Consider the following 19001-nt stretch of genomic DNA (forward strand, 5'->3'; position numbering starts at 1 on the left):
GGATAAATCCCCTCGCCACAGGTTTGCTATCGCCAGTCAGATCACTGTACCGGCGGCTCGGCCGGCTTGGGCGCCGCGTCGAACAGGTTCAGGCGTTCGCGCAGCTCATGGGCCGGCACGGGTTGCTGATCCGCTGGCAAGGCGTTCGGATCAACCGCAGCCCCAGGCGTGGCCGGCACTTCACCCGGCGCGCCCTGGCCCTGGGCCGGATCCGGTGCAGGGTCATCGGTTTGCGAACCTTCGATGGCTTGCTGGGCCTTCTTGGTCAACACCACGATATCGATACGCCGGTTGACCGGGTTGAACGGGTCCTTGCGGTCGAACAACGCCGAGGATGCGTAACCCACCACCCGCGCCACCTGCTCGTCCGGATAACTGCCAGCCACCAGGGCGCGACGTGCCGCGTTGGCACGGTTGGCGGACAGCTCCCAGTTGCCGAAATCACCTTTGCCGACGTAGGGCTTGGCATCGGTATGACCGCTGATGCTGATCTTGTTCGGCACCGCCTTGATGGTGTCGGCCATGGCCAGCAGGATGTCTTCAAAATAAGGTTTCAGGCGCGCACTACCCGAGTCGAACATCGGCCGGTTCTCGGCGTCCATGATCTGGATGCGCAAGCCGTTCGGCGTGATCTCGAACAGGATCTGGTCCTTGAATTTCTGCAGTTGCGGGTTCTCTTCGACCTTGTTCTGCAATTCCTGCAGCAACAATTCCAGGCGTTCGCGCTCGATCTGCTCGGCCATGCCTTCGACCTGCTCGGTGTCCGTCGTCACCTTGTCGGGCTGGGGCTGGGATTTGACTTCGGGGTTGAGGGTCGTATCCGGTGCCAGGGTCGGTGATCCGCCCAGGTCGATGATGTACGGCGTGCCGCTTTCAGTAAAACCGACCGGGTCCTTGAAGTAACCGGCGATGGCGATCTTCTGTTCCGGGGTTGCCGTGGACAGCAGCCACAGCACCAGGAAGAACGCCATCATCGCCGTCGCGAAGTCGGCGAAGGCGATTTTCCAGGCGCCCCCGTGATGCCCCGCGGCGATGCGCTTGACGCGCTTGATTATAATCGGCTGGTTATTTTCCATGACCTAGGTGCTCTGCTTCACAAATACTGTTCCATTTTGACGGTGCCTGTTGCTGCCATACGGCGTTGCCGCTCCTCGCCATAGCGGGCTATGACTCGTCGCGGCGCCTTGTCTGGCAGCAACAGCCACTCGCCAAAAAAGGAACGTATTTGCAAAGCAAAGCACTAACGACCGCGAACCGCTTGTTCCAGCTCGGCGAAGCTTGGACGGTGCGCCGGGTACAGGACCTTGCGACCGAACTCCACCGCCAGCGATGGCGGCATGCCGGAGGCCGAGGCCACCAGGGAAGCCTTGATGGCTTCGTAGACGTTGAGTTCTTCCTTGGCGTCGTGGGCCAGGGAGTGGGCCAGCGGGCCGAAGAAACCGTATGCGGCCAAAATACCGAAGAAGGTACCCACCAGTGCCGCACCAACGTGCAAGCCGATGGACTTCTGGTCGCCGTCGCCCAGGGACGCCATGGTCACCACGATACCCAATACCGCCGCGACGATACCGAAGCCAGGCATGGCGTCGGCGATACCGGTGACCGCGTGGGATGGATGCTCCAGGTCTTCCTTGAGGCTGTACAACTCCATGTCGAAGAGGCCTTCGAGTTCATGGGGCGCCATGTTACCGGACGACATGATGCGCAGGTAATCACAGATGAACGCCGTCATGCGAGCGTCCTTGAGTACCGCAGGGTACTTGGCGAAAATCGGGCTGGCGGCAGCGTCTTCGATATCGCCTTCGATCGCCATCATGCCTTCACGGCGGCTTTTGTTGAGGATCTCGTAGATCAGGCCCAGCACTTCGAGGTAGAAGGTGTGGCTGAAACGCGAACTGAACATGCCCAGGGATTTCTTGAGCACGTGCATCGTCATGTAGCCGGGGTTGGCCTGCAGGAATGCACCGAGGGCCGCGCCACCGATGATCATCACCTCGAAAGGTTGGATCAGGGCGGCAATCTTGCCATGGGAAAGCACGTATCCGCCGAGCACGCTCGCGAACACGACGATGATGCCGATAATTTTAGCCATAGATAGAAAGTACTTATTTAAGTCGGGTTCAAGGTCATATTCGGAAGCTGAAAAATCTCTTCTTCTACTTATCGGCAAAACTGCGCCAGACTATAGGCTGTTCTGGCGAAAAGCCAATTTGCCCCGTTCCGGGCGTAGAGAATTCATACGATGATCACGTCCAGCCATGACTAACGAAACGAAGGTTCCAACGCCACGACCGACCACCCTCGAAGGCTGGGTGAAGCTGCTCGATGGCGTGCACCTGCCGGTGCCCCAGGCCAGCCATGACCTGGTCTGCAAGGCCATTGCCGACAGCCGCCGCTCGTTGCGTGACATCGCCGAACTGATGCAGGACAGCCCCGCCCTGGCCCTGAGCGTCATCCGCGAGGCCAACCATCACACCCATGGCAGCCTTGCTGAACCTGCGGAAAATCTCGAAGTGGCCATCAACCGCCTCGGTCTCAAACGTACCGAGGAACTGCTCGCTCGCCTGCCGTCGTTGCCAGGGCACGAAATCCCCATCGCCTTGCGCCAGCTGCAATTGATCAGCCAACACGCCACGCAACAGGCCAATGGCTTTTTTGCCAGCCGCCTGGCGCGACTGTGGCAGGACATTCACTGGGGCAGCCTGTTGTTTCTCTCGCCGCTCTGGCCACTGGCCCTGACTCACCCGCGGTTGCTGGGGGAGTGGGAATTGCGGGTCGTCCACAAAGGCGAGCCCGCGCGCAAGGTTGAGCGCGAATTGTTCGGCGTCAGCCTGATGAAAATCTGCCTGGCGCTGGCAGAGACCTGGCGCCTGCCGATCTGGGTGACGCAAGGTTATCGCCTGCTGCTCAATGAACGCCGCGAGCTGGTGCAGGTTCTGCGCATCGCCCGGGACAGCGAGCACCCGCTGCGCCAGCAGAATCGCCTGGACGACGACCCAACCCTGCGGCGCTGGCTCAATCAACCGGCCAATACCGTGTTGCTGGCCAACGGCCTGGCACTCTCAGCGCAACAGGCCTGGGACGGCCCCCACAGTGCCCGCTGGCAATACCTCACCAGTTTGTACCTGCAGATGCCGATGGATGAGGTTCAGCAACAGCTGCACCAACAAGCCGTCACCAGCGCCCGTCATGACGCCATGCCAGACCTCTGGCATCCGGCCGTGGCGTTGCTCTGGCCCTGGGGCAGCCGTCGCATCCACCCCGGCTTGCTACCTGCTCCCCCACCCAGCGCCGAGGACCTGAGCCAGTGGCGCAAGCAATGTTCCGCACTGCTGGTGGAACCGAGCCCCTTCAGCAATGCCATGCACCTGACCACCTCGGCACGGGACGTGTTGGTGGCTTGCGGCATGCGCCGGGTGATGATCCTGATGGCCGACCGCAACCAGACCAGCGTGCGCGTACACCAGACCGCCGGCCTGCCCAAAGAAGCCGCGGCCATGAGCTTTACCATCAGCCAGAGCAAAATAGTGCAGCGGTTGCTGGCCCAGCAGGCCCAGGTTCGCCTGAACCCGGACAACAACGCGCAGTTTTCGGCGCTGCTGCCACCGGGCCTGCGCAGCCTGTTTCGCGGGGAGCACCTGCTGCTGCGCTCGCTGACCTGCAATGGCCGGGTGATCATGCTGGTGGTGGTGGACCAGGGCGGCGGACCGTTCTCGGACGTGACCGTGCAAGCCTTCGGCAAAACCGTGCAATGCATCGAACGGGCCCTGCATACCTTTACCAACCGCGGCCGCTGAACTTGCTACAATCTTTTCCCTTTGCGCCCCTGGAGACCTCACATGCCTGACTTCTCTGGCTTGCCGCTGGTGATCGAGCCAAGCGAGCTGCTGCCGCGCCTCGACACCCGCGAACTGATTCTGGTGGACCTGACCAGCGCCGCCCGCTACAGCACCGGCCATATCCCTGGCGCACGCTTCGTCGACCCCAAGCGTACCCAGCTCGGTCAACCGCCGGCGCCGGGCCTGCTGCCGGCCAAAGCCGACCTCGAAGCCCTGTTCGGCGAGCTCGGACACAACCCCGATGCGGTCTACGTGGTCTATGACGATGAAGGCGGCGGCTGGGCCGGGCGGTTTATCTGGCTGCTGGACGTGATCGGCCATTCAAACTACCACTACCTCGACGGCGGCTTGCTGTCGTGGCTGGACGAAGGCCTGCCGGTGTCCGTCGAAGTGCCTGCGCCCGTCGCAGGCCCGGTCAGCCTGACGCTGCACGAAACACCCACCGCCACCCGCGAGTACCTGCAAAGCCGCCTCGGTGCTGCCGACCTGGCGATCTGGGACGCTCGCGGCCCGCTGGAATATTCCGGAGAGAAAGTCGTCGCAGCCCGAGGCGGACACATTCCCGGCGCGGTCAATTTCGAATGGACTGCCGGCATGGACCAAGCGCGCAACCTGCGCATCCGCAAGGACATGCCGCAAATCCTCGAACAATTGGGCATCACGCCTGACAAAGAAATCATCACCCACTGCCAGACTCACCACCGCTCCGGCTTCACCTACCTGGTGGCCAAGGCGCTCGGTTATCCACGAGTCAAAGGCTATGCCGGTTCCTGGGGTGAATGGGGCAACCACCCCGACACACCCATCGAGCTTTGAAGGTTCTTAAGGACAGTTAATGAAAAACCGTTTGTTCATCCTCACTCAATACCTGCTGCCCCACCACCTGCTGTCGCGGTTGGCCGGCTGCATTGCCGAATGCCGCGTGCGCTGGTTCAAGAACGCCTTCACCGCATGGTTTGCCAAGCGCTACCAAGTGGACATGTCCCAGGCACTGGTGGAAGACCTGACTGCCTACGAGCACTTCAACGCCTTCTTCACCCGCGCCCTGAAAGACGGCGCACGCCCGCTGGACGATACCCCGGGCGCGATCCTCAGCCCCGCCGACGGTGCCGTCAGCCAGCTCGGCCCGATCGAGCATGGCCGGGTGTTCCAGGCCAAGGGCCACAGCTTCAGCGTGCTGGAGCTGCTGGGCGGTGATGCGGCCAACGCGGCGCCGTTCATGGGCGGCGATTTCGCCACCATCTACCTCTCCCCCAAGGACTATCACCGCGTGCACATGCCACTGGCCGGCACCCTGCGGGAGATGGTCTACATCCCTGGACGGATTTTCTCGGTCAACCAGACCACCGCCGAAAACGTTCCTGAGCTGTTCGCCCGCAACGAGCGCGTGGCGTGCATTTTCGACACCGAACGCGGGCCGATGGCCGTTGTACTGGTGGGCGCGATGATCGTAGCGTCCATCGAAACCGTCTGGGCCGGACTGGTGACACCTCCCAAGCGCCAGCTGAAAACCTTCCGTTATGACGAAGCCGCCCGCGCGCCGATTCATCTGGAAAAAGGCGCCGAACTGGGTCGCTTCAAGCTGGGTTCGACAGCCATCGTGCTGTTCGGTCCGGACCAGGTGAAATGGGCCGAAGGCCTGGTAGCCGGTTCGCCCGTGCAGATGGGCCAGGGCCTGGCACTGCCAAAGGCCTGATTCACGCCCGTCCTTTGAAGCAGGGTTGTGGGAGCAAGGCTTGCCCGCGATGAACGATGACGCGGTCCAAAAGAAACTGCGGCGCCTGCATCGCGAGCAAGCTTTGCTCACACAGCACACTCAGGCCAACACGCCGGCCTGTCAGCTGCTAGAGTTGGAAACATCACGTTTATTTCCCGCCGGAGCCCGTACACGGCATGAATGAGACCAGCCCTCTCCAGCTATTGCGCGTCATGACCCCGACGCAAGCACGCTTGTCGTTCTGCGACGCCACGCCACGGGACCTCAAGCGCTGGATCGCCAACCTGCCCAAGGCCAACATCGGCGAAACAGCTCGCCTTTTGTACCAAGCCCTTGGCGAACTCAACCAACTGCTCACGCCCAGCGACAATCGCCTGCAACTGCTCGAGCTGCTGCGGCCCGAGGTGTATTACGTCTGCAAGCACCTGGAGCGGCACTTCCTGCAACAGGCCATCGTGCTGGATGAACGCTCGCGCAAGATCGTCAACCTGTGCCAGGCGCTGCAAACCCAGCTGGCGATGGGCTACAAACAGATCGTGGCGCGTATGGCATCGAAATACACCAAGGACCGGGCCCGTCTGCTGAGCACCGCGCTGCAACGGGCGATGCATGCCCTCAATGGCCCGCTGCTGCGCGCCAGTCAGTTGTACAGCCCAGTGCCTGAAGGGCTGTGGCTCGATTTACATCAGTTGTACCGGATCGCCTGCCTGCACCGGTTGCAGCACCTGAGCGTGAGTGACGAACTGGCGAGCCAGGTTCATCAATTGAACCCCGAACAGACCTATGTCGTTGCCTTGTTGCTGGGAGCGTCACGCAGCAATCAACTGCGCCAGAGCCAAATCGGGTGGCTGACCCAGGCGCTCGAATCCTGGAGCCAGTGGGTCAAGCTCGATCCCACCTCCAGCGCTGCCAGCCTGTTCGCGGTCGCTCCGGAGCTGGATGTCGGGCCACGCTACCGCTCCAAGTTCCGCGCCGAACAGCAGCCAACCTTGCAGGGCTTCGATCCACAACCCCTGGTGCGCGCAATCGCCACGCACCTGGAACAACCTGCCGAGCATAGCCTGCCAATACCGGGCGGCATGAGCGTCGACACCTTGCATCACCTGCAAGCCGCCTGGGGCGAAGCGGCCGAACGCAGCTTCCAGCGCACCGAGGGCAACGGCACGCTGACCCTGTGCGTGGGCATGAGCGCGCTGCACTACTACCTCGGCGGCGAGCGCTCTTTCACCGAGATACTGAAAAGCCCCGGCACCCGCAAGGCCCGCTTCGAAGCCTCGCCAAGCAAGACAAGCGACACTTGGAAGCAAGCGTTCGACGCCGCCCCCGCCGGCGACAGCGACCTGCTGCCCTATGAAGAAATCGAGTACCCGGTCAACCCGGCCGATGACGATGGCACCAGCTCCGACAACCAGCATCACTTCCCCACCTACGACTTGCCAATCATCAACCACAGCCCCGGCGGCTACTGCCTCGGCTGGCCCAAGGAAGTGCCGGAACAACTGCAAGCCGGGGAAATGATCGGCATCCGGGACACCAGCGACCAAGCCTGGAGCGTTGCCGTGGTGCGCTGGATCCGACAAGTGCGCAACGGCGCCATGCAAATGGGCATCGAGCTGGTCGCACCGCATGCCCAGCCTTGTGGGCTGCAACTGGTCCGCGAAGAAAATGAGCACGGTCACTACCTGCGCGGGCTGTTACTCCCCGAGATCAGCGCCATTGATCTCCCCCCCACCATGATCGCCCCGCGCCTGCCGTTCCAGGAGGGCCAGCGGGTGTTGATCAACACCAACGGCCAGGAACGCCGCGCCGGCCTGGACCGCCGGGTCACCAGCACCCACAGTTTCAATCAGTTTGCTTATCACCCGGAAGACTCAACCGCCAACGGGGATGGCGGCGAGCAAGAAGGGAATTTTGATTCGTTGTGGAAGTCGCTGTAGGCAGCCAACGCGTAACCCTTTGTGAAGAGAGAATTCTCTGTGGGAGCAAAGCTTGCTCGCGATGCTGGCACCGCGGTTCTTTTATAGACCGCGTTATCGTTTATCGCGGGCAAGCCTTGCTCCCACAGCTAGATCTCCTCGCCACAAAGATTGCGACAGACTCAGAGCTGCCCGTCACGATCCCTGAAGCCCAACAGGTACAACACCCCATCCAGCCCCAGGGTGGAAATCGCCTGTCTGGCCGACTGCTTGACCAGCGGCTTGGCGCGGAACGCCACGCCCAGGCCCGCTATCGCCAGCATCGGCAAGTCGTTGGCACCGTCGCCCACGGCGATGGTCTGTTCCAGGCGCAGGCCTTCTTTTTCAGCCAGTTCACGCAGCAGGTCCGCCTTGCGCTGGGCATCGACGATCGGCTCGACGGCCACGCCGGTCACCTTGCCATCCACCACTTCCAGTTCGTTGGCGAACACGTAGTCGATGCCGAGCTTGGCCTGCAGCTGCTTGGCGAAGTAGGTGAAGCCGCCGGACAGGATGGCGGTCTTGTAGCCCAGGCGCTTGAGTTCGGCGAACAGCGTCTCGGCGCCTTCGGTCAGGCGCAGCGAAGCACCAATGGAATCCAGCACGCTGACGTCCAGCCCCTTGAGCAGCGCCAGGCGCTCCTTGAAGCTGGCCCGGAAATCCAACTCGCCAGCCATGGCTCGCTCGGTGATGGCCGAGACCTTGTCGCCCACGCCGGCCGCCTTGGCCAGTTCGTCGATGACTTCGGCTTCGATCAGCGTCGAGTCCATGTCGAACACCGCCAGGCGGCGGTTACGGCGGAACAGCGAATCTTCCTGGAAGGCGATGTCGACGTTCAGTTCCTGGGCCACGCTGAGGAACTCGGCACGCAACGCCTGGGGATCCGCCGGCTCGCCGCGCACCGAAAACTCGATGCAACCCTTGCCCTTGTCGTCCGGGGTGTCCAGCGGCATGCGCCCGGACAATCGGTCGATATGGTCGATGTTCAGGTCATATTTGGCGGTGATCGAACTGACACGCTGCAACTGCTCGGCGGTAACCTTGCGGGTCAACAGGGTAACGATGTGGCGCTTCTTGCCCTGGCCGGCCACCCAATGTCGGTAATCGTCCTCGGACACCGGGGTGAAGCGCACCTGTTGGTCGAGCTTGTAGGCGGTGAACAGGATGTCCTTGAGCACCGACTTGCCTTGTTCGGCGTCCGGGATTTCAACCAGGATGCCGAACGACAACGTGTCGTGGATCACCGCCTGACCGATGTCGAGAATGTTCACACCACCCTGGGCCAGAACGCCGGTAATGGCCGCAGTCAGACCCGGACGGTCGCTGCCAGTGATGTTTATCAGGACGATTTCGCGCAAGGCGCACCCCCGCAGGTGGAAAAAAACCGCATTCTACCCACATTCAGTGACCATCGGGCACCGCCAGTGCTTTGCCGGTCATGGGGCTGTCGCTATACTGCGCGTCAATTTCACGGACAAAGAGCCGAGCTCAGTGAACCGGCCCACGCCAGTCAAAACCGACAACTTCTTCCTGCTGATCTTCCGTGCACTGCGTCACCGTCGTGTGCCGATAGCATTGCGCATTGCCAGCCATAACGTGATCCTGGTCGCCCTGGCCCTGGTCATCTACGCCTGCGTGATGGGCTTGCAGTTCAAGCAGGCGATGCACGAGCAGGCCGACGCCCTGGGTGAAAGCCTGACCACCCAGACCGCCACGTCCGCCACCGAGCTGCTGGTGTCCAACGACATCCTCAGCCTCAACGTGCTGCTCAACAACCTGACCAAGAACAAACTGGTGGCCCACGCCGCCATCTACAGCGTGGACAACCGCATCCTCGCCGAGGCCGGCCAGCGTCCCAAGCCAGGCCTGCTGGGCGAGTCCGGCGGCATGTACCAGAGCAAGATCACCTTCCAGGACGTGACCGCCGGGCAGCTGCGCATCAGCCTGGACATGGACCAGTTCCAGCAACCGATGACCATCAGCCTGCAAAGCATGGGTATCCTCAGCGCGATCCTGCTGGCACTGGCACTGGCCTTGAGCCTGCGCCTGGGGCGGCACATCTCCACGCCGCTGTTGCAATTGCGCGTCTGGCTGCGGGACATCGACGAACACACGCCAGCCACCCAGCGCCAGGACGAAATCGGCGATCTGGCCCGGCAACTGCACGCCAGCTTCGCGCCGGAACCTGAGCCCGTGCCGGAACCTGAAGACATCGACTACGTGGACGACGACGATGCCGAGCCGGGCTTCGAAGTGCGTAACCTGCGCGACCCGGGCTTCGATGAAAGCCAGCCAATGCCTGCTTCCAAACCGGCTCCACGCCACGTGGTACGCACGGTTGAAGACGATGAAGACGACGACGCGTTTGCCGACCTGCGGGACGAGTCAGTCGATGGAACACCTCAACCGGTCGCCAGGCCAGTCGCCTCGAACCTGCCCCAGCACAGTGCCGTACTGGCCGTGCAACTGGGCGCCCAGGACCAACTGCGCCGCCTGCCCCAGGCGCGCCTGAAGGAATTGCTCGAGCGCTACCGCGACTGCCTCGACCAGGCCGCATCGCTCTATCAGGGCGAACTGCACACCCTGAACGATGGCAGCACGCTAATGCTGTTTCACACCGAAGACAGCGGTGACGACTACCTGACCAACGCCATTTGCTGCGGTGAGTTGCTGCGCGCCTTGGGCCACCAGTTGCAGATCGAAGTCGCCGACAGCGGCATCACCCTGCAACTACAATTGGGCCTGACCCTGGGCGATGGCTTGTTTGGCCTGAGCCAGATCGACCTGCTGCTGACCGAAACCGCCCAGGACGCCCTGGCACTGTCGCAACACAGCCGCAACCTGCTGCTGGTGGAGCGCAAGATCAACGACGACGCCCTGATCCGCCAACGCGCTCGCATCCGCCCCATCGCCAGCCCCGAAGGCGCGTGCTGCGTGGAACGCTTGATGGAACCTTATCCATCAATGCTGGAGCGGCAGTTGGCGCGGATGCATGAGCGCCAGGCCTGAGCCTCAGGACTTGAAATGACGAAGCCCGCAGATGAGTGATTGTCTGCGGGCTTTTTTGTTGCCTTTAGCGCCGCCATCGCGAGCAAGCTCGCTCCCACATTGGATATGTGGCTGCAGGATCCTCCTGTGGGAGCGAGCTTGCTCGCGATGAGGCCGGTACAGGCACCGGAAAACCCAACCGGCAGAAACAACAAAGCCCGCTTCAACGCGGGCTTTGTTTTGCATCCAGTCCTGGCGTCAGAACCTGAACACTTCCATGTCCGTACGAATCGGCAAGGCCATGGGGATCTTGTCCTTATCCTTTTCTACCGGCTTGGCCGGGGCGGGAGCGGCCTTGCGTGGGACTTCTGCGACAGGTGGCTGGTTGGCCAGGGGCTTGAGCGACACGGACAGCTGTTCGGCCAGGCGTTGCAGGAGCACGCCCTGGGCCTGGACCTGTGCCGCCGTGGTGCCGGCATGTTGCTCTTGCAGATGAACGATGCGGTTCTCACGCACCTTGCCACGACGGTCGATCAACCGCCATTGGGCATCGAGCACTGCCGGCTGGGCTTTACCCGAGTCCAGGCGGGTAATCGACAGCAGCACCTGTACATCCGGGGTGAAGCCTTGGGTCGCGGGTGCCAGCACTACACGCTGGCTGTCCAGATGCCCGGCGACCTGGCGCAGCAGCAACTGATCGATGTCGGAAGACAGGCTGCCAGCCCAACGACCGTCAGTGGCGGCCTGCAGGCTGCCGTCCGGTTGGCGTTGCAATAAGGTTTCGCGTTGCAGGTAGTCGGCGATCAGGACCGGCCCCAGCAATACAGCCATGCCTGTGCTTTGCGCAGGCTGGGCCGGGGTTCCGCTGTCCAGTTGGTACAGCGACACCGGCTGGTTCATGCTGCAGCCCGCCAGGCCAAGCAGGCCGGCGAGCCACAAAATAGGGAGGCGCAGAGCAGTCATCGTTCCGTCCAGGTGGCAGCCACAAGGCTTACCACAGTGAAAAAATACTCGGTCATTATGAAGAACGCTCGGCCACGCCGGCGCTTGAAAGGGCCTATCATCCGTGAATATGCGCGCCGACTCCAGCGCGAAAGTATCGATCTGCGGCATTTAATCGCAGACCGAGCCCTCTAGTACGCCTAATTGAGGTTTTCGACGAGCAGCGCATCGACTCGCTGAAACCCCCTTGGAAGCTTGTTGCCCCGCCGACCACGTTCACCCTTGTAATGCTCAAGATCGTCCGCCTTTAACGAAAGCGTGCGCTTGCCTGCCTGTAGCACAAGCGTGGCGCCTTCCGGCAACACTGCAATATCCGTGACATATTCCTCACGACTGGCAACCCGTTCGCCGGAAATACCAATAATCTTGTTGCCCTTGCCTTTACCCAGCTGTGGCAGGTCGCTGATCTTGAACACCAGCAACCGGCCTTCGGTGGTGACCGAAGCCAGCCAGTTGCTCTCCCGATCGGCCACCGGCCGCGGCGCAATCACCTTGGCGTTGTTCGGCAGGCTCAACAACGCCTTGCCCGCCTTGTTCTTGGCTTGCAGATCCTCGCCCTTGACCACGAACCCGTAGCCCGCGTCCGATGCAATTACGTACAGTCCATCATCATCAGGCATCAGCACGCATTCAAAAGTTGCACCCGGCGGCGGCGTCAAACGACCGGTCAGCGGTTCGCCCTGGCCACGAGCCGACGGCAGGGTGTGGGCCGGCACCGAATAGCTGCGCCCGGTGGAGTCAACGAACACCGCAAACTGGTTGGAACGCCCGGCCGCCAAGGCCTTGAAGCCGTCCCCGGCCTTGTAGGAAAGCCCCGTCGCGTCAATATCATGACCTTTGGCGGAACGCACCCAACCTTTTTCTGACAGTACGACGGTCACTTTCTCGTTCGGCAGCAGATCGTGCTCGCTCAGCGCCTTGGCTTCGGCACGCTCGACGATTGGCGAGCGACGGTCGTCGCCGTAGGTTTCGGCGTCCTTGAGCAGTTCGGTGCGCACCAGTTTCTTGAGCTTGGCTTCGCTGCCCAGCAAGGCTTGCAGCTTGGCCTGTTCCTTGAGGAGTTCATCCTGTTCGGCACGCAGCTTCATCTCTTCCAACCGCGCCAACTGCCGCAGGCGGGTGTCGAGGATGTAGTCGGCCTGGATTTCACTCAGGGCAAAACGGGCGATCAGGCTGGCCTTGGGGTGCTCCTCGGTACGGATGATGTGGATCACTTCATCCAGGTTGAGGTAGGCGATCAGCAAACCGTCCAACAGGTGCAGGCGACGCTCGACCTTGTCCAGGCGGAATTGCAGGCGCCGACGCACGGTCTTGACCCGGAACTCCAGCCACTCCACCAGCAATGCCCGCAGGTTTTTCAACTGCGGCTTGCCGTCCAGGCCGATGATGTTGATGTTGACCCGGTAGCTGGACTCCAGGTCGGTGCTGGCGAACAGGTGCTGCATCAGCGCGTCGTGGTCGACTCGGCTGTTGACCGGGATGATCACGATGCGGCACGGGTTTTCGTGGTCGGATTCGTCGCGCAAGTCAGCCACTTGTGGTGCTTTCGACGGTTTTGCCTGCATCATCGCGGCAATTTGCTCCAAGACCTTGGCCCCGGAAACCTGGTGCGGCAGCGCCGTGACAATGATGTCGCCGTCTTCAACGTGATACACGGCGCGCATGCGCACCGAACCACGGCCGGTCTCATAGATTTTCAGCAGGTCGGCACGCGGGGTGATGATTTCCGCTTCGGTCGGATAGTCCGGGCCCTGGATGTGCTCGCAGAGTTGTTCCACCGTGGCTTTGGGCTCGTCCAGCAGACGCACGCACGCCGTGGCCACTTCCCGCAGGTTGTGAGGCGGCACGTCGGTGGCCATGCCCACGGCAATGCCGGTGGTGCCATTGAGGAGAATATTCGGCAAACGCGCTGGCAAAACCAGGGGTTCATCGAGGGTGCCGTCGAAGTTCGGCCCCCAGTCCGCAGTGCCCTGGCCCAGCTCGCTGAGCAGCACTTCGGAATAGCGCGACAACCGCGCCTCGGTGTAACGCATGGCCGCGAAAGACTTGGGATCATCCGGCGCACCCCAGTTGCCCTGCCCGTCCACCAGCGTGTAGCGATAGCTGAATGGCTGGGCCATCAGCACCATGGCTTCATAGCAGGCCGAGTCGCCGTGGGGGTGGAACTTACCGAGCACGTCACCGACGGTACGCGCCGATTTCTTGTGCTTGGAATCCGCATCCAGCCCCAGCTCACTCATGGCATAGATGATCCGCCGCTGAACCGGCTTCAAACCATCGCCGATGTGCGGCAAGGCACGGTCCATGATCACGTACATGGAGTAATTGAGGTAGGCATTTTCGGTGAAGTCAGCCAGCGATCGGCGTTCTACGCCGTCTAAGCTGTCTGCAAGAATGTCGCTCATGCGGGCCTCATCAGTTCGTTGTCTGGCGCAGCAGCATGGTGCCGTCGCGCTGGGTAAATTCAAGTTTGTTCAGGGCGCTCATGCCCAGCAGCACTTGCGTGCCACCCAGGCCTGGCGCCACCAGGGCACGGACATCGCGCAACACGATGTCACCCAATTGCAACCGGTCGATGCGGGTGCGATAGCCCTCGCTCAAACCGTTGGCGGTACTCAACGTCACGCCGAAACCCTTTTCCAGCTTGAGGCGCTCGGCCAACTCCACCGGAATCGCCACATCGGTGGCGCCCGTGTCGAGCATGAAATCTACCGGCTGACCGTTGATCTGGCCGCTGGCGACGAAATGGCCCTGTCTATTGCCGACCAACTTCACCTCGATAAACCCTTCGCCTCTTTGCGAATACACCTGGGCATTGGGGTTTTGCTGGCGCTGCTCCCATTGGGCAAAAAACCGCGTTGCCAGGAACAGCGCCGCGCACCAGGCCAATATCATCAACACCCTGCCAGCACGCCTGCCCGGCGGCGACTGACTCATGGCGAGGCGCCCCAGCCCCCGTCCGGCGCGGCGAAGCGCCAGATGATCGGCCGCGTTTCGCCGTCGGCGCGAGCACCGTCGTTGTTGTCCAGGCCGATCCAGGCGCCCTCGGTGTCCACCACCAGCGCTTCGGCCAGCCCATAATCCTGGGAATAACGCCGACCGTCCTGCAACGCCTCGGCGGCGAACGACCAGCACCGCTCCACTTGGGCGGTCTGCGGGTCACGCCGGCAGATCTGAAAGGCGTTGCGCTCCAGGGTAAACAGCTTGCCATTGAACAATGACAAATCAGCAAAATCCCGCGAAACCGCCTTGGCCTTGGGGAACTGCGCCGGCTGCATCTCCAGCCCCGCTTCACTCAGCAACACACAGTTGCCATCGCAGTCCCACACCGTTTGCTGACGCTTGATCAACAAAAGCCCGCGACGCTCACGCTCGGCCGCCAACCACAGTTGGTCACCGGCCGGGTTGACCGCCAAGCCTTCGAATAGCGCATTGAAATGCAACAACATGCCGCTGGCGCGGGCCTGGCGGATCATTGTTGGTGCAATTTTCAACCACGACGCCGGCCCCGCAGGCGGTACCTGCAACACGGCGGCTTGGGACTCGCTGACCACATAGCGATTGCCAGCGCTGTCGCAACTGATGCCTTCGAAATCCAGCTCGCCACCGCGCAGGAACGACGCTGCCCAGGTTCGGGACTTCAAACCCCAGGGCAAACCGCTGTCGGGAACCGCCGGCACCTCGATTTCAACCACCTCGGCCTGCCAGAGCGAAGACTCGGAGGGCGCGAGGCGATAGATCCGATCATCGTCGCGATCGGATACCGTCCACATTTCGCTGCCACACAGCGCCAACCCGGACAGATTACCGCCGCGCATGCCATCGACGGCATGCTCGGACAGCAACTTCAGCTCCGGTGCAGGCCCTGCGACCACAACCCCCGCCCACAGCAACAACGCCAGGGCGAAACCGTTGCGCATCAGGCCAGCACCTCGGCCAGGTCCCCTTTGGATTCGAGCCAGGACTTGCGATCGCCGGCGCGTTTCTTCGCCAGTAGCATGTCCATCATCTCCGAGGTCGCTTCGAAATCATCCAGGGTCAACTGCACCAGACGGCGGGTGTTCGGATCCATGGTGGTTTCACGCAGTTGCGGCGGGTTCATCTCGCCCAGGCCTTTGAATCGAGTGACCTGCGGCTTGCCGCGTTTCTTCTCGGCCACCAGGCGATCGAGAATGCCGTCGCGCTCGGCCTCGTCCAGGGCGTAGTAGATTTCCTTGCCCAGGTCGATGCGGTACAGCGGCGGCATCGCCACATAAACGTGGCCGGCGTCCACCAGCGGGCGGAAATGCTGGACGAACAAAGCGCAGAGCAACGTGGCGATGTGCAGGCCGTCGGAGTCGGCGTCGGCGAGGATGCAGATCTTGCCGTAGCGCAGCTGGCTCATGTCCGCGGCGCCCGGGTCGACACCGATGGCCACCGCGATGTTATGCACTTCCTGGCTGGCCAGCACTTCGCTGCCGTCCACTTCCCAGGTGTTGAGGATCTTGCCTCGCAGCGGCAGGATCGCCTGGAACTCCTTGTCCCGCGCCTGCTTGGCCGAGCCGCCGGCGGAGTCACCTTCCACCAGGAACAGCTCGGAACGCATCGGGTCCTGCCCGGCGCAATCGGCGAGCTTGCCCGGCAATGCCGGGCCCTGGGTGATGCGCTTGCGCTCGACCTTCTTGCTGGCCTTGAGGCGGCGGCCGGCGTTATTGATTGCCAACTCTGCCAGGGCCAGGCCGGTTTCCGGGTTGGCGTTGAGCCACAGGCTGAACGCATCCTTGACCACCCCGGAGACAAACGCCGCCGCCTCACGGGACGACAGGCGCTCCTTGGTCTGGCCGGAGAATTGCGGTTCCTGCATCTTCATAGACAGCACGAAGGCGATGCGCTCCCAGACGTCTTCCGGCGCCAGCTTCACGCCACGGGGCAGCAGATTGCGGAACTCGCAGAACTCGCGCATGGCATCGAGCAAACCCTGGCGCAACCCGTTGACGTGGGTGCCGCCCTGGGCCGTGGGGATCAGGTTGACGTAGCTTTCCTGAACGCTTTCGCCGCCTTCGGGCAGCCATAACAGCGCCCAGTCCACGGCTTCCTTGTTACCGGCCAGGCTGCCGCAAAACGGCTCGTTGGGCAGGCGCTCGAAATCGTTGACCGCGTCCACCAGGTAAGAACGCAGGCCGTCTTCGTAATGCCACTCGACTTTCTCGCCAGTGGCCTTGTCCTCGAAACTGACCAGCAACCCCGGGCACAGCACGGCCTTGGCCTTGAGCACATGCTTGAGGCGGCTGACGGAAAACTTCGGCGAATCGAAATACTTCGGGTCCGGAGCGAAATACACGCTGGTCCCGGTGTTGCGTTTGCCGACGGTGCCGACCACTTCCAGCTCGGTGGCCTTGTAGCCGTCGGCGAAGGTCATCTGGTATTCGTTGCCGTCACGCTTGACCCGCACCCGCACCTGGGTCGACAAGGCGTTGACCACGGAAATACCCACCCCGTGCAGACCGCCGGAGAACTGGTAGTTCTTGTTGGAAAACTTGCCGCCGGCGTGGAGCTTGGTGAGGATCAGCTCGACGCCCGACACACCCTCTTCGGGGTGAATGTCCACCGGCATGCCGCGGCCATCATCGCTGACTTCCAGCGAGTGATCGGCGTGCAGGATGACCTGCACCGAACGAGCGTGCCCGGCCAAGGCTTCGTCGACACTGTTGTCGATGACTTCCTGGGCGAGATGGTTCGGCCGACTGGTGTCGGTGTACATGCCGGGGCGCTTGCGCACCGGGTCGAGGCCCGAGAGGACTTCGATGGCGTCTGCGTTATAAGAGCTAGCGCTGGGAGTGGCCATGGGGTCTCGTCGTCAGTGTTCAATGAAAAAGGGGCGATGGGCTCACAGCGACGTGAAGTCGATCGCCTGGTACAAATCGGCGCCAATGCCGGCAAAACTCAACAGCGCCGGCAACTGCTGGGCAAACCCTTGGAAACTGTGGTCGCCGCCGGCCTGGATGCGCAAGGCACAGGCGCGGTAATACTGTTGGGCGTGGCGATAATCCAGCGTTTCGTCACCGGTTTGCAACCATACCTGAAACCGCTGCGGATCCCGGGGCGCCGGCACTTGCAGTTCGGCCAGGGCCGTGACGTGGTCGTGGGTCAATTCCCAGGTTTCATCTGTGTACAAATTCTTCTGCGTGCCCAGGTAACCGTCGAACATCCGATGCGGGCTGACGGCAGGGTTCACCAACAGGGCCTTGAGGCCGTGGCGCTCGGCCAAGTGAGTCGCATAGTAGCCGCCGAGCGAGCTGCCGACCAGCAGCGGGCGCCCCAGTTCTGTAATCGCCTGCTCCAACTGACCGATGGCCTGGCGGGGGTGGTGATGCAAGGCGGGCACCTGCAACTGGTCGCTCAGGCCCAGGCGTGCCATCACCTCGGTCAATTGACAGGCCTTGGTCGACGCCGGGGCGCTGTTGAAGCCATGGATATAAAGGATCGAACCCGACATTGCCGACTCCCTGGGTGTTGGGCAAAAGCCGGAGTTTACAGGGAGATTGCGGTGATTGGGGGGGATTTGACCGTGTTGTTGCCTCCCATGAATCGTCGATCACAGCACCTGTGGGAGCAAAGCTTGCTCGCGATGGCGGCTTAACTGAGTACATATCCATTTCTGCGGTAACGGCCACTTAGGGTTCCGCCCTGACGGCGGCTCACTTTTTTTCAAACGCCAAAAAAAGTAAGCAAAAAAGGCTTGCCCCACCACTTGGCACCTCGCCTAGGCTCGGTGTGCCTGAACGAAGGCATTTGCTCCGTGGGCCCGCCGCGAAGGGCCATCCATGGCCCAGCGCGGCTAACCCGGCATCCATGCCGGGTTGCCCACTCCACAATGCCTGCGCTCGGCCAGCGTGGTTAACGGGGCGCCGAGATCAACGTCCACCACGAGGCGGCCTAACAGCCGACCTGGCTCTCCCGGTTGTACACCCGTCAGATCTGTGGGAGCAAAGCTTGCTCGCGAGGGGGCCTGACAGCCGACCTGGTTCTCCCGGTCGTACTCCGGTCCAATTGTGGGAGCGATCTTGCTCGCCTCTGCGCGCGGTGTGGTCAGGATTGTGTATTGACGTTGTCCAGCATCCGATTCGCCAATAAAGCGCCCAGCTCGATCAGTTGCTGAATGCCAAGGGCAACATGGCGTCGCGAGCCTTTCAGGTCGAAGGCAAGGTCGCTGACCATGGCATCGGCTGAGGCCAGGGTTTCGCTGAGGTTGGCCAGCAGGCTTTCGGTGTCGACGCCTTCCACGACGGTGAACAGTTGACCTGAGGGCTTTTTCTTTTTGGCTTGAGGTTTGGGGTCAAGATAATGGTCGATGGCGCGCTTGGCGGCTTCATCGAGTATCGGGGGAATCTGGCTGGCTTCGGGAGAAATGGAATCTTTTTTTGTTGGCCCAGAATTATCTTCAGACATGTTGGCGCTCCACTAGGATTGAAATAACGCCCTCCTACTTTCGGGTTTCCAGGCCCGGCCGCTGAACTTTCA

At 62.0% G+C, this 19001-nt stretch carries 15 protein-coding genes; 5 read left to right on the forward strand and 10 right to left on the reverse strand.

Going from position 1 to position 19001, the window contains the following annotated elements; genetic code table 11:
- Positions 1-41: 41 nt before the first annotated feature.
- Positions 42-1076, reverse strand: coding sequence for a flagellar motor protein MotB (gene motB / locus F7R20_RS16010; RefSeq protein WP_003197199.1), 1035 nt, complete (start codon positions 1074-1076; stop codon positions 42-44).
- Between the two features lie 164 nt (positions 1077-1240).
- Positions 1241-2092: a flagellar motor stator protein MotA gene (gene motA / locus F7R20_RS16020; RefSeq protein ID WP_003197198.1), complete on the reverse strand. Its 852-nt coding sequence runs from the start codon at positions 2090-2092 to the stop codon at positions 1241-1243.
- Positions 2093-2258: 166 nt separating this feature from the next.
- Here motA and F7R20_RS16025 point away from each other — a divergent pair, with 166 nt between their 5' ends.
- The 4 genes from F7R20_RS16025 (at position 2259) to F7R20_RS16040 (ending at position 7493) form a co-directional block, all read left to right on the forward strand.
- On the forward strand, positions 2259-3797 hold the full coding sequence (locus F7R20_RS16025) for an HDOD domain-containing protein (RefSeq protein WP_003197196.1): 1539 nt from the start codon (positions 2259-2261) through the stop codon (positions 3795-3797).
- Between the two features lie 42 nt (positions 3798-3839).
- Entirely contained in the window at positions 3840-4655 is an 816-nt protein-coding gene (locus F7R20_RS16030; protein ID WP_003197194.1) for a rhodanese-like domain-containing protein, read from the forward strand.
- Between the two features lie 19 nt (positions 4656-4674).
- A complete protein-coding gene (asd, locus tag F7R20_RS16035; RefSeq protein WP_003197192.1) occupies positions 4675-5535 on the forward strand; it encodes an archaetidylserine decarboxylase in 861 nt (286 codons plus the stop codon).
- Positions 5536-5732: 197 nt separating this feature from the next.
- A complete protein-coding gene (locus F7R20_RS16040) occupies positions 5733-7493 on the forward strand; it encodes a hypothetical protein (RefSeq protein ID WP_033028051.1) in 1761 nt (586 codons plus the stop codon).
- 161 nt (positions 7494-7654) lie between these two features.
- On the opposite strand, the gene serB is transcribed toward F7R20_RS16040, so the two are convergent.
- Positions 7655-8869, reverse strand: a complete 1215-nt coding sequence (serB, locus tag F7R20_RS16045; protein ID WP_003197189.1) for a phosphoserine phosphatase SerB — start codon at positions 8867-8869, stop codon at positions 7655-7657.
- A gap of 133 nt (positions 8870-9002) precedes the next feature.
- Here serB and F7R20_RS16050 point away from each other — a divergent pair, with 133 nt between their 5' ends.
- Positions 9003-10520, forward strand: coding sequence for an AhpA/YtjB family protein (locus F7R20_RS16050; protein ID WP_003197187.1), 1518 nt, complete (start codon positions 9003-9005; stop codon positions 10518-10520).
- Between the two features lie 237 nt (positions 10521-10757).
- On the opposite strand, the gene F7R20_RS16055 is transcribed toward F7R20_RS16050, so the two are convergent.
- From F7R20_RS16055 to F7R20_RS16090, 7 genes are all read right to left on the reverse strand, one after another.
- On the reverse strand, positions 10758-11462 hold the full coding sequence (locus F7R20_RS16055) for a PqiC family protein (protein ID WP_003197185.1): 705 nt from the start codon (positions 11460-11462) through the stop codon (positions 10758-10760).
- 179 nt (positions 11463-11641) lie between these two features.
- On the reverse strand, positions 11642-13906 hold the full coding sequence (parC, locus tag F7R20_RS16060; RefSeq protein WP_003197182.1) for a DNA topoisomerase IV subunit A: 2265 nt from the start codon (positions 13904-13906) through the stop codon (positions 11642-11644).
- Between the two features lie 10 nt (positions 13907-13916).
- Positions 13917-14438 (reverse strand): retropepsin-like aspartic protease family protein, encoded by a 522-nt coding sequence (locus F7R20_RS16065; protein WP_003197180.1) that lies wholly within the window; start codon positions 14436-14438, stop codon positions 13917-13919.
- Positions 14435-15421 carry an esterase-like activity of phytase family protein gene (locus tag F7R20_RS16070; RefSeq protein ID WP_003197179.1) on the reverse strand — a complete coding sequence of 329 codons (987 nt, stop codon included), beginning with the start codon at positions 15419-15421 and terminating at the stop codon, positions 14435-14437. The genes F7R20_RS16065 and F7R20_RS16070 overlap by 4 nt, the downstream gene beginning before the upstream one ends.
- Positions 15421-17325, reverse strand: coding sequence for a DNA topoisomerase IV subunit B (parE, locus tag F7R20_RS16075; RefSeq protein ID WP_003197177.1), 1905 nt, complete (start codon positions 17323-17325; stop codon positions 15421-15423). Before parE ends, F7R20_RS16070 begins: the two co-directional genes overlap by 1 nt.
- Before the next feature lie 42 nt (positions 17326-17367).
- The gene (locus tag F7R20_RS16080; protein ID WP_003197175.1) at positions 17368-17976 is read right to left on the reverse strand and encodes a YqiA/YcfP family alpha/beta fold hydrolase; all 609 of its coding nucleotides are present in this window, start codon (positions 17974-17976) and stop codon (positions 17368-17370) included.
- A 593-nt stretch (positions 17977-18569) separates the two neighbouring features.
- The gene (locus F7R20_RS16090; protein WP_003197174.1) at positions 18570-18929 is read right to left on the reverse strand and encodes a DUF6124 family protein; all 360 of its coding nucleotides are present in this window, start codon (positions 18927-18929) and stop codon (positions 18570-18572) included.
- Positions 18930-19001 lie beyond the last annotated feature (72 nt).

Source organism: Pseudomonas brassicacearum subsp. brassicacearum (assembly GCF_008801605.1).
GTDB lineage: Bacteria > Pseudomonadota > Gammaproteobacteria > Pseudomonadales > Pseudomonadaceae > Aquipseudomonas > Aquipseudomonas brassicacearum.

What these genes read in the sequence shown, in the direction of transcription:
- motB (WP_003197199.1), bottom strand. Translation starts at nt 1,076, where the DNA reads ATGGAAAATAACCAGCCGATTATAATCAAGCGCGTCAAGCGCATCGCC.
- motA (WP_003197198.1), bottom strand. Translation starts at nt 2,092, where the DNA reads ATGGCTAAAATTATCGGCATCATCGTCGTGTTCGCGAGCGTGCTCGGC.
- F7R20_RS16025 (WP_003197196.1), top strand. Translation starts at nt 2,259, where the DNA reads ATGACTAACGAAACGAAGGTTCCAACGCCACGACCGACCACCCTCGAA.
- F7R20_RS16030 (WP_003197194.1), top strand. Translation starts at nt 3,840, where the DNA reads ATGCCTGACTTCTCTGGCTTGCCGCTGGTGATCGAGCCAAGCGAGCTG.
- asd (WP_003197192.1), top strand. Translation starts at nt 4,675, where the DNA reads ATGAAAAACCGTTTGTTCATCCTCACTCAATACCTGCTGCCCCACCAC.
- F7R20_RS16040 (WP_033028051.1), top strand. Translation starts at nt 5,733, where the DNA reads ATGAATGAGACCAGCCCTCTCCAGCTATTGCGCGTCATGACCCCGACG.
- F7R20_RS16055 (WP_003197185.1), bottom strand. Translation starts at nt 11,462, where the DNA reads ATGACTGCTCTGCGCCTCCCTATTTTGTGGCTCGCCGGCCTGCTTGGC.
- parC (WP_003197182.1), bottom strand. Translation starts at nt 13,906, where the DNA reads ATGAGCGACATTCTTGCAGACAGCTTAGACGGCGTAGAACGCCGATCG.
- F7R20_RS16065 (WP_003197180.1), bottom strand. Translation starts at nt 14,438, where the DNA reads ATGAGTCAGTCGCCGCCGGGCAGGCGTGCTGGCAGGGTGTTGATGATA.
- F7R20_RS16070 (WP_003197179.1), bottom strand. Translation starts at nt 15,421, where the DNA reads ATGCGCAACGGTTTCGCCCTGGCGTTGTTGCTGTGGGCGGGGGTTGTG.
- parE (WP_003197177.1), bottom strand. Translation starts at nt 17,325, where the DNA reads ATGGCCACTCCCAGCGCTAGCTCTTATAACGCAGACGCCATCGAAGTC.
- F7R20_RS16080 (WP_003197175.1), bottom strand. Translation starts at nt 17,976, where the DNA reads ATGTCGGGTTCGATCCTTTATATCCATGGCTTCAACAGCGCCCCGGCG.
- F7R20_RS16090 (WP_003197174.1), bottom strand. Translation starts at nt 18,929, where the DNA reads ATGTCTGAAGATAATTCTGGGCCAACAAAAAAAGATTCCATTTCTCCC.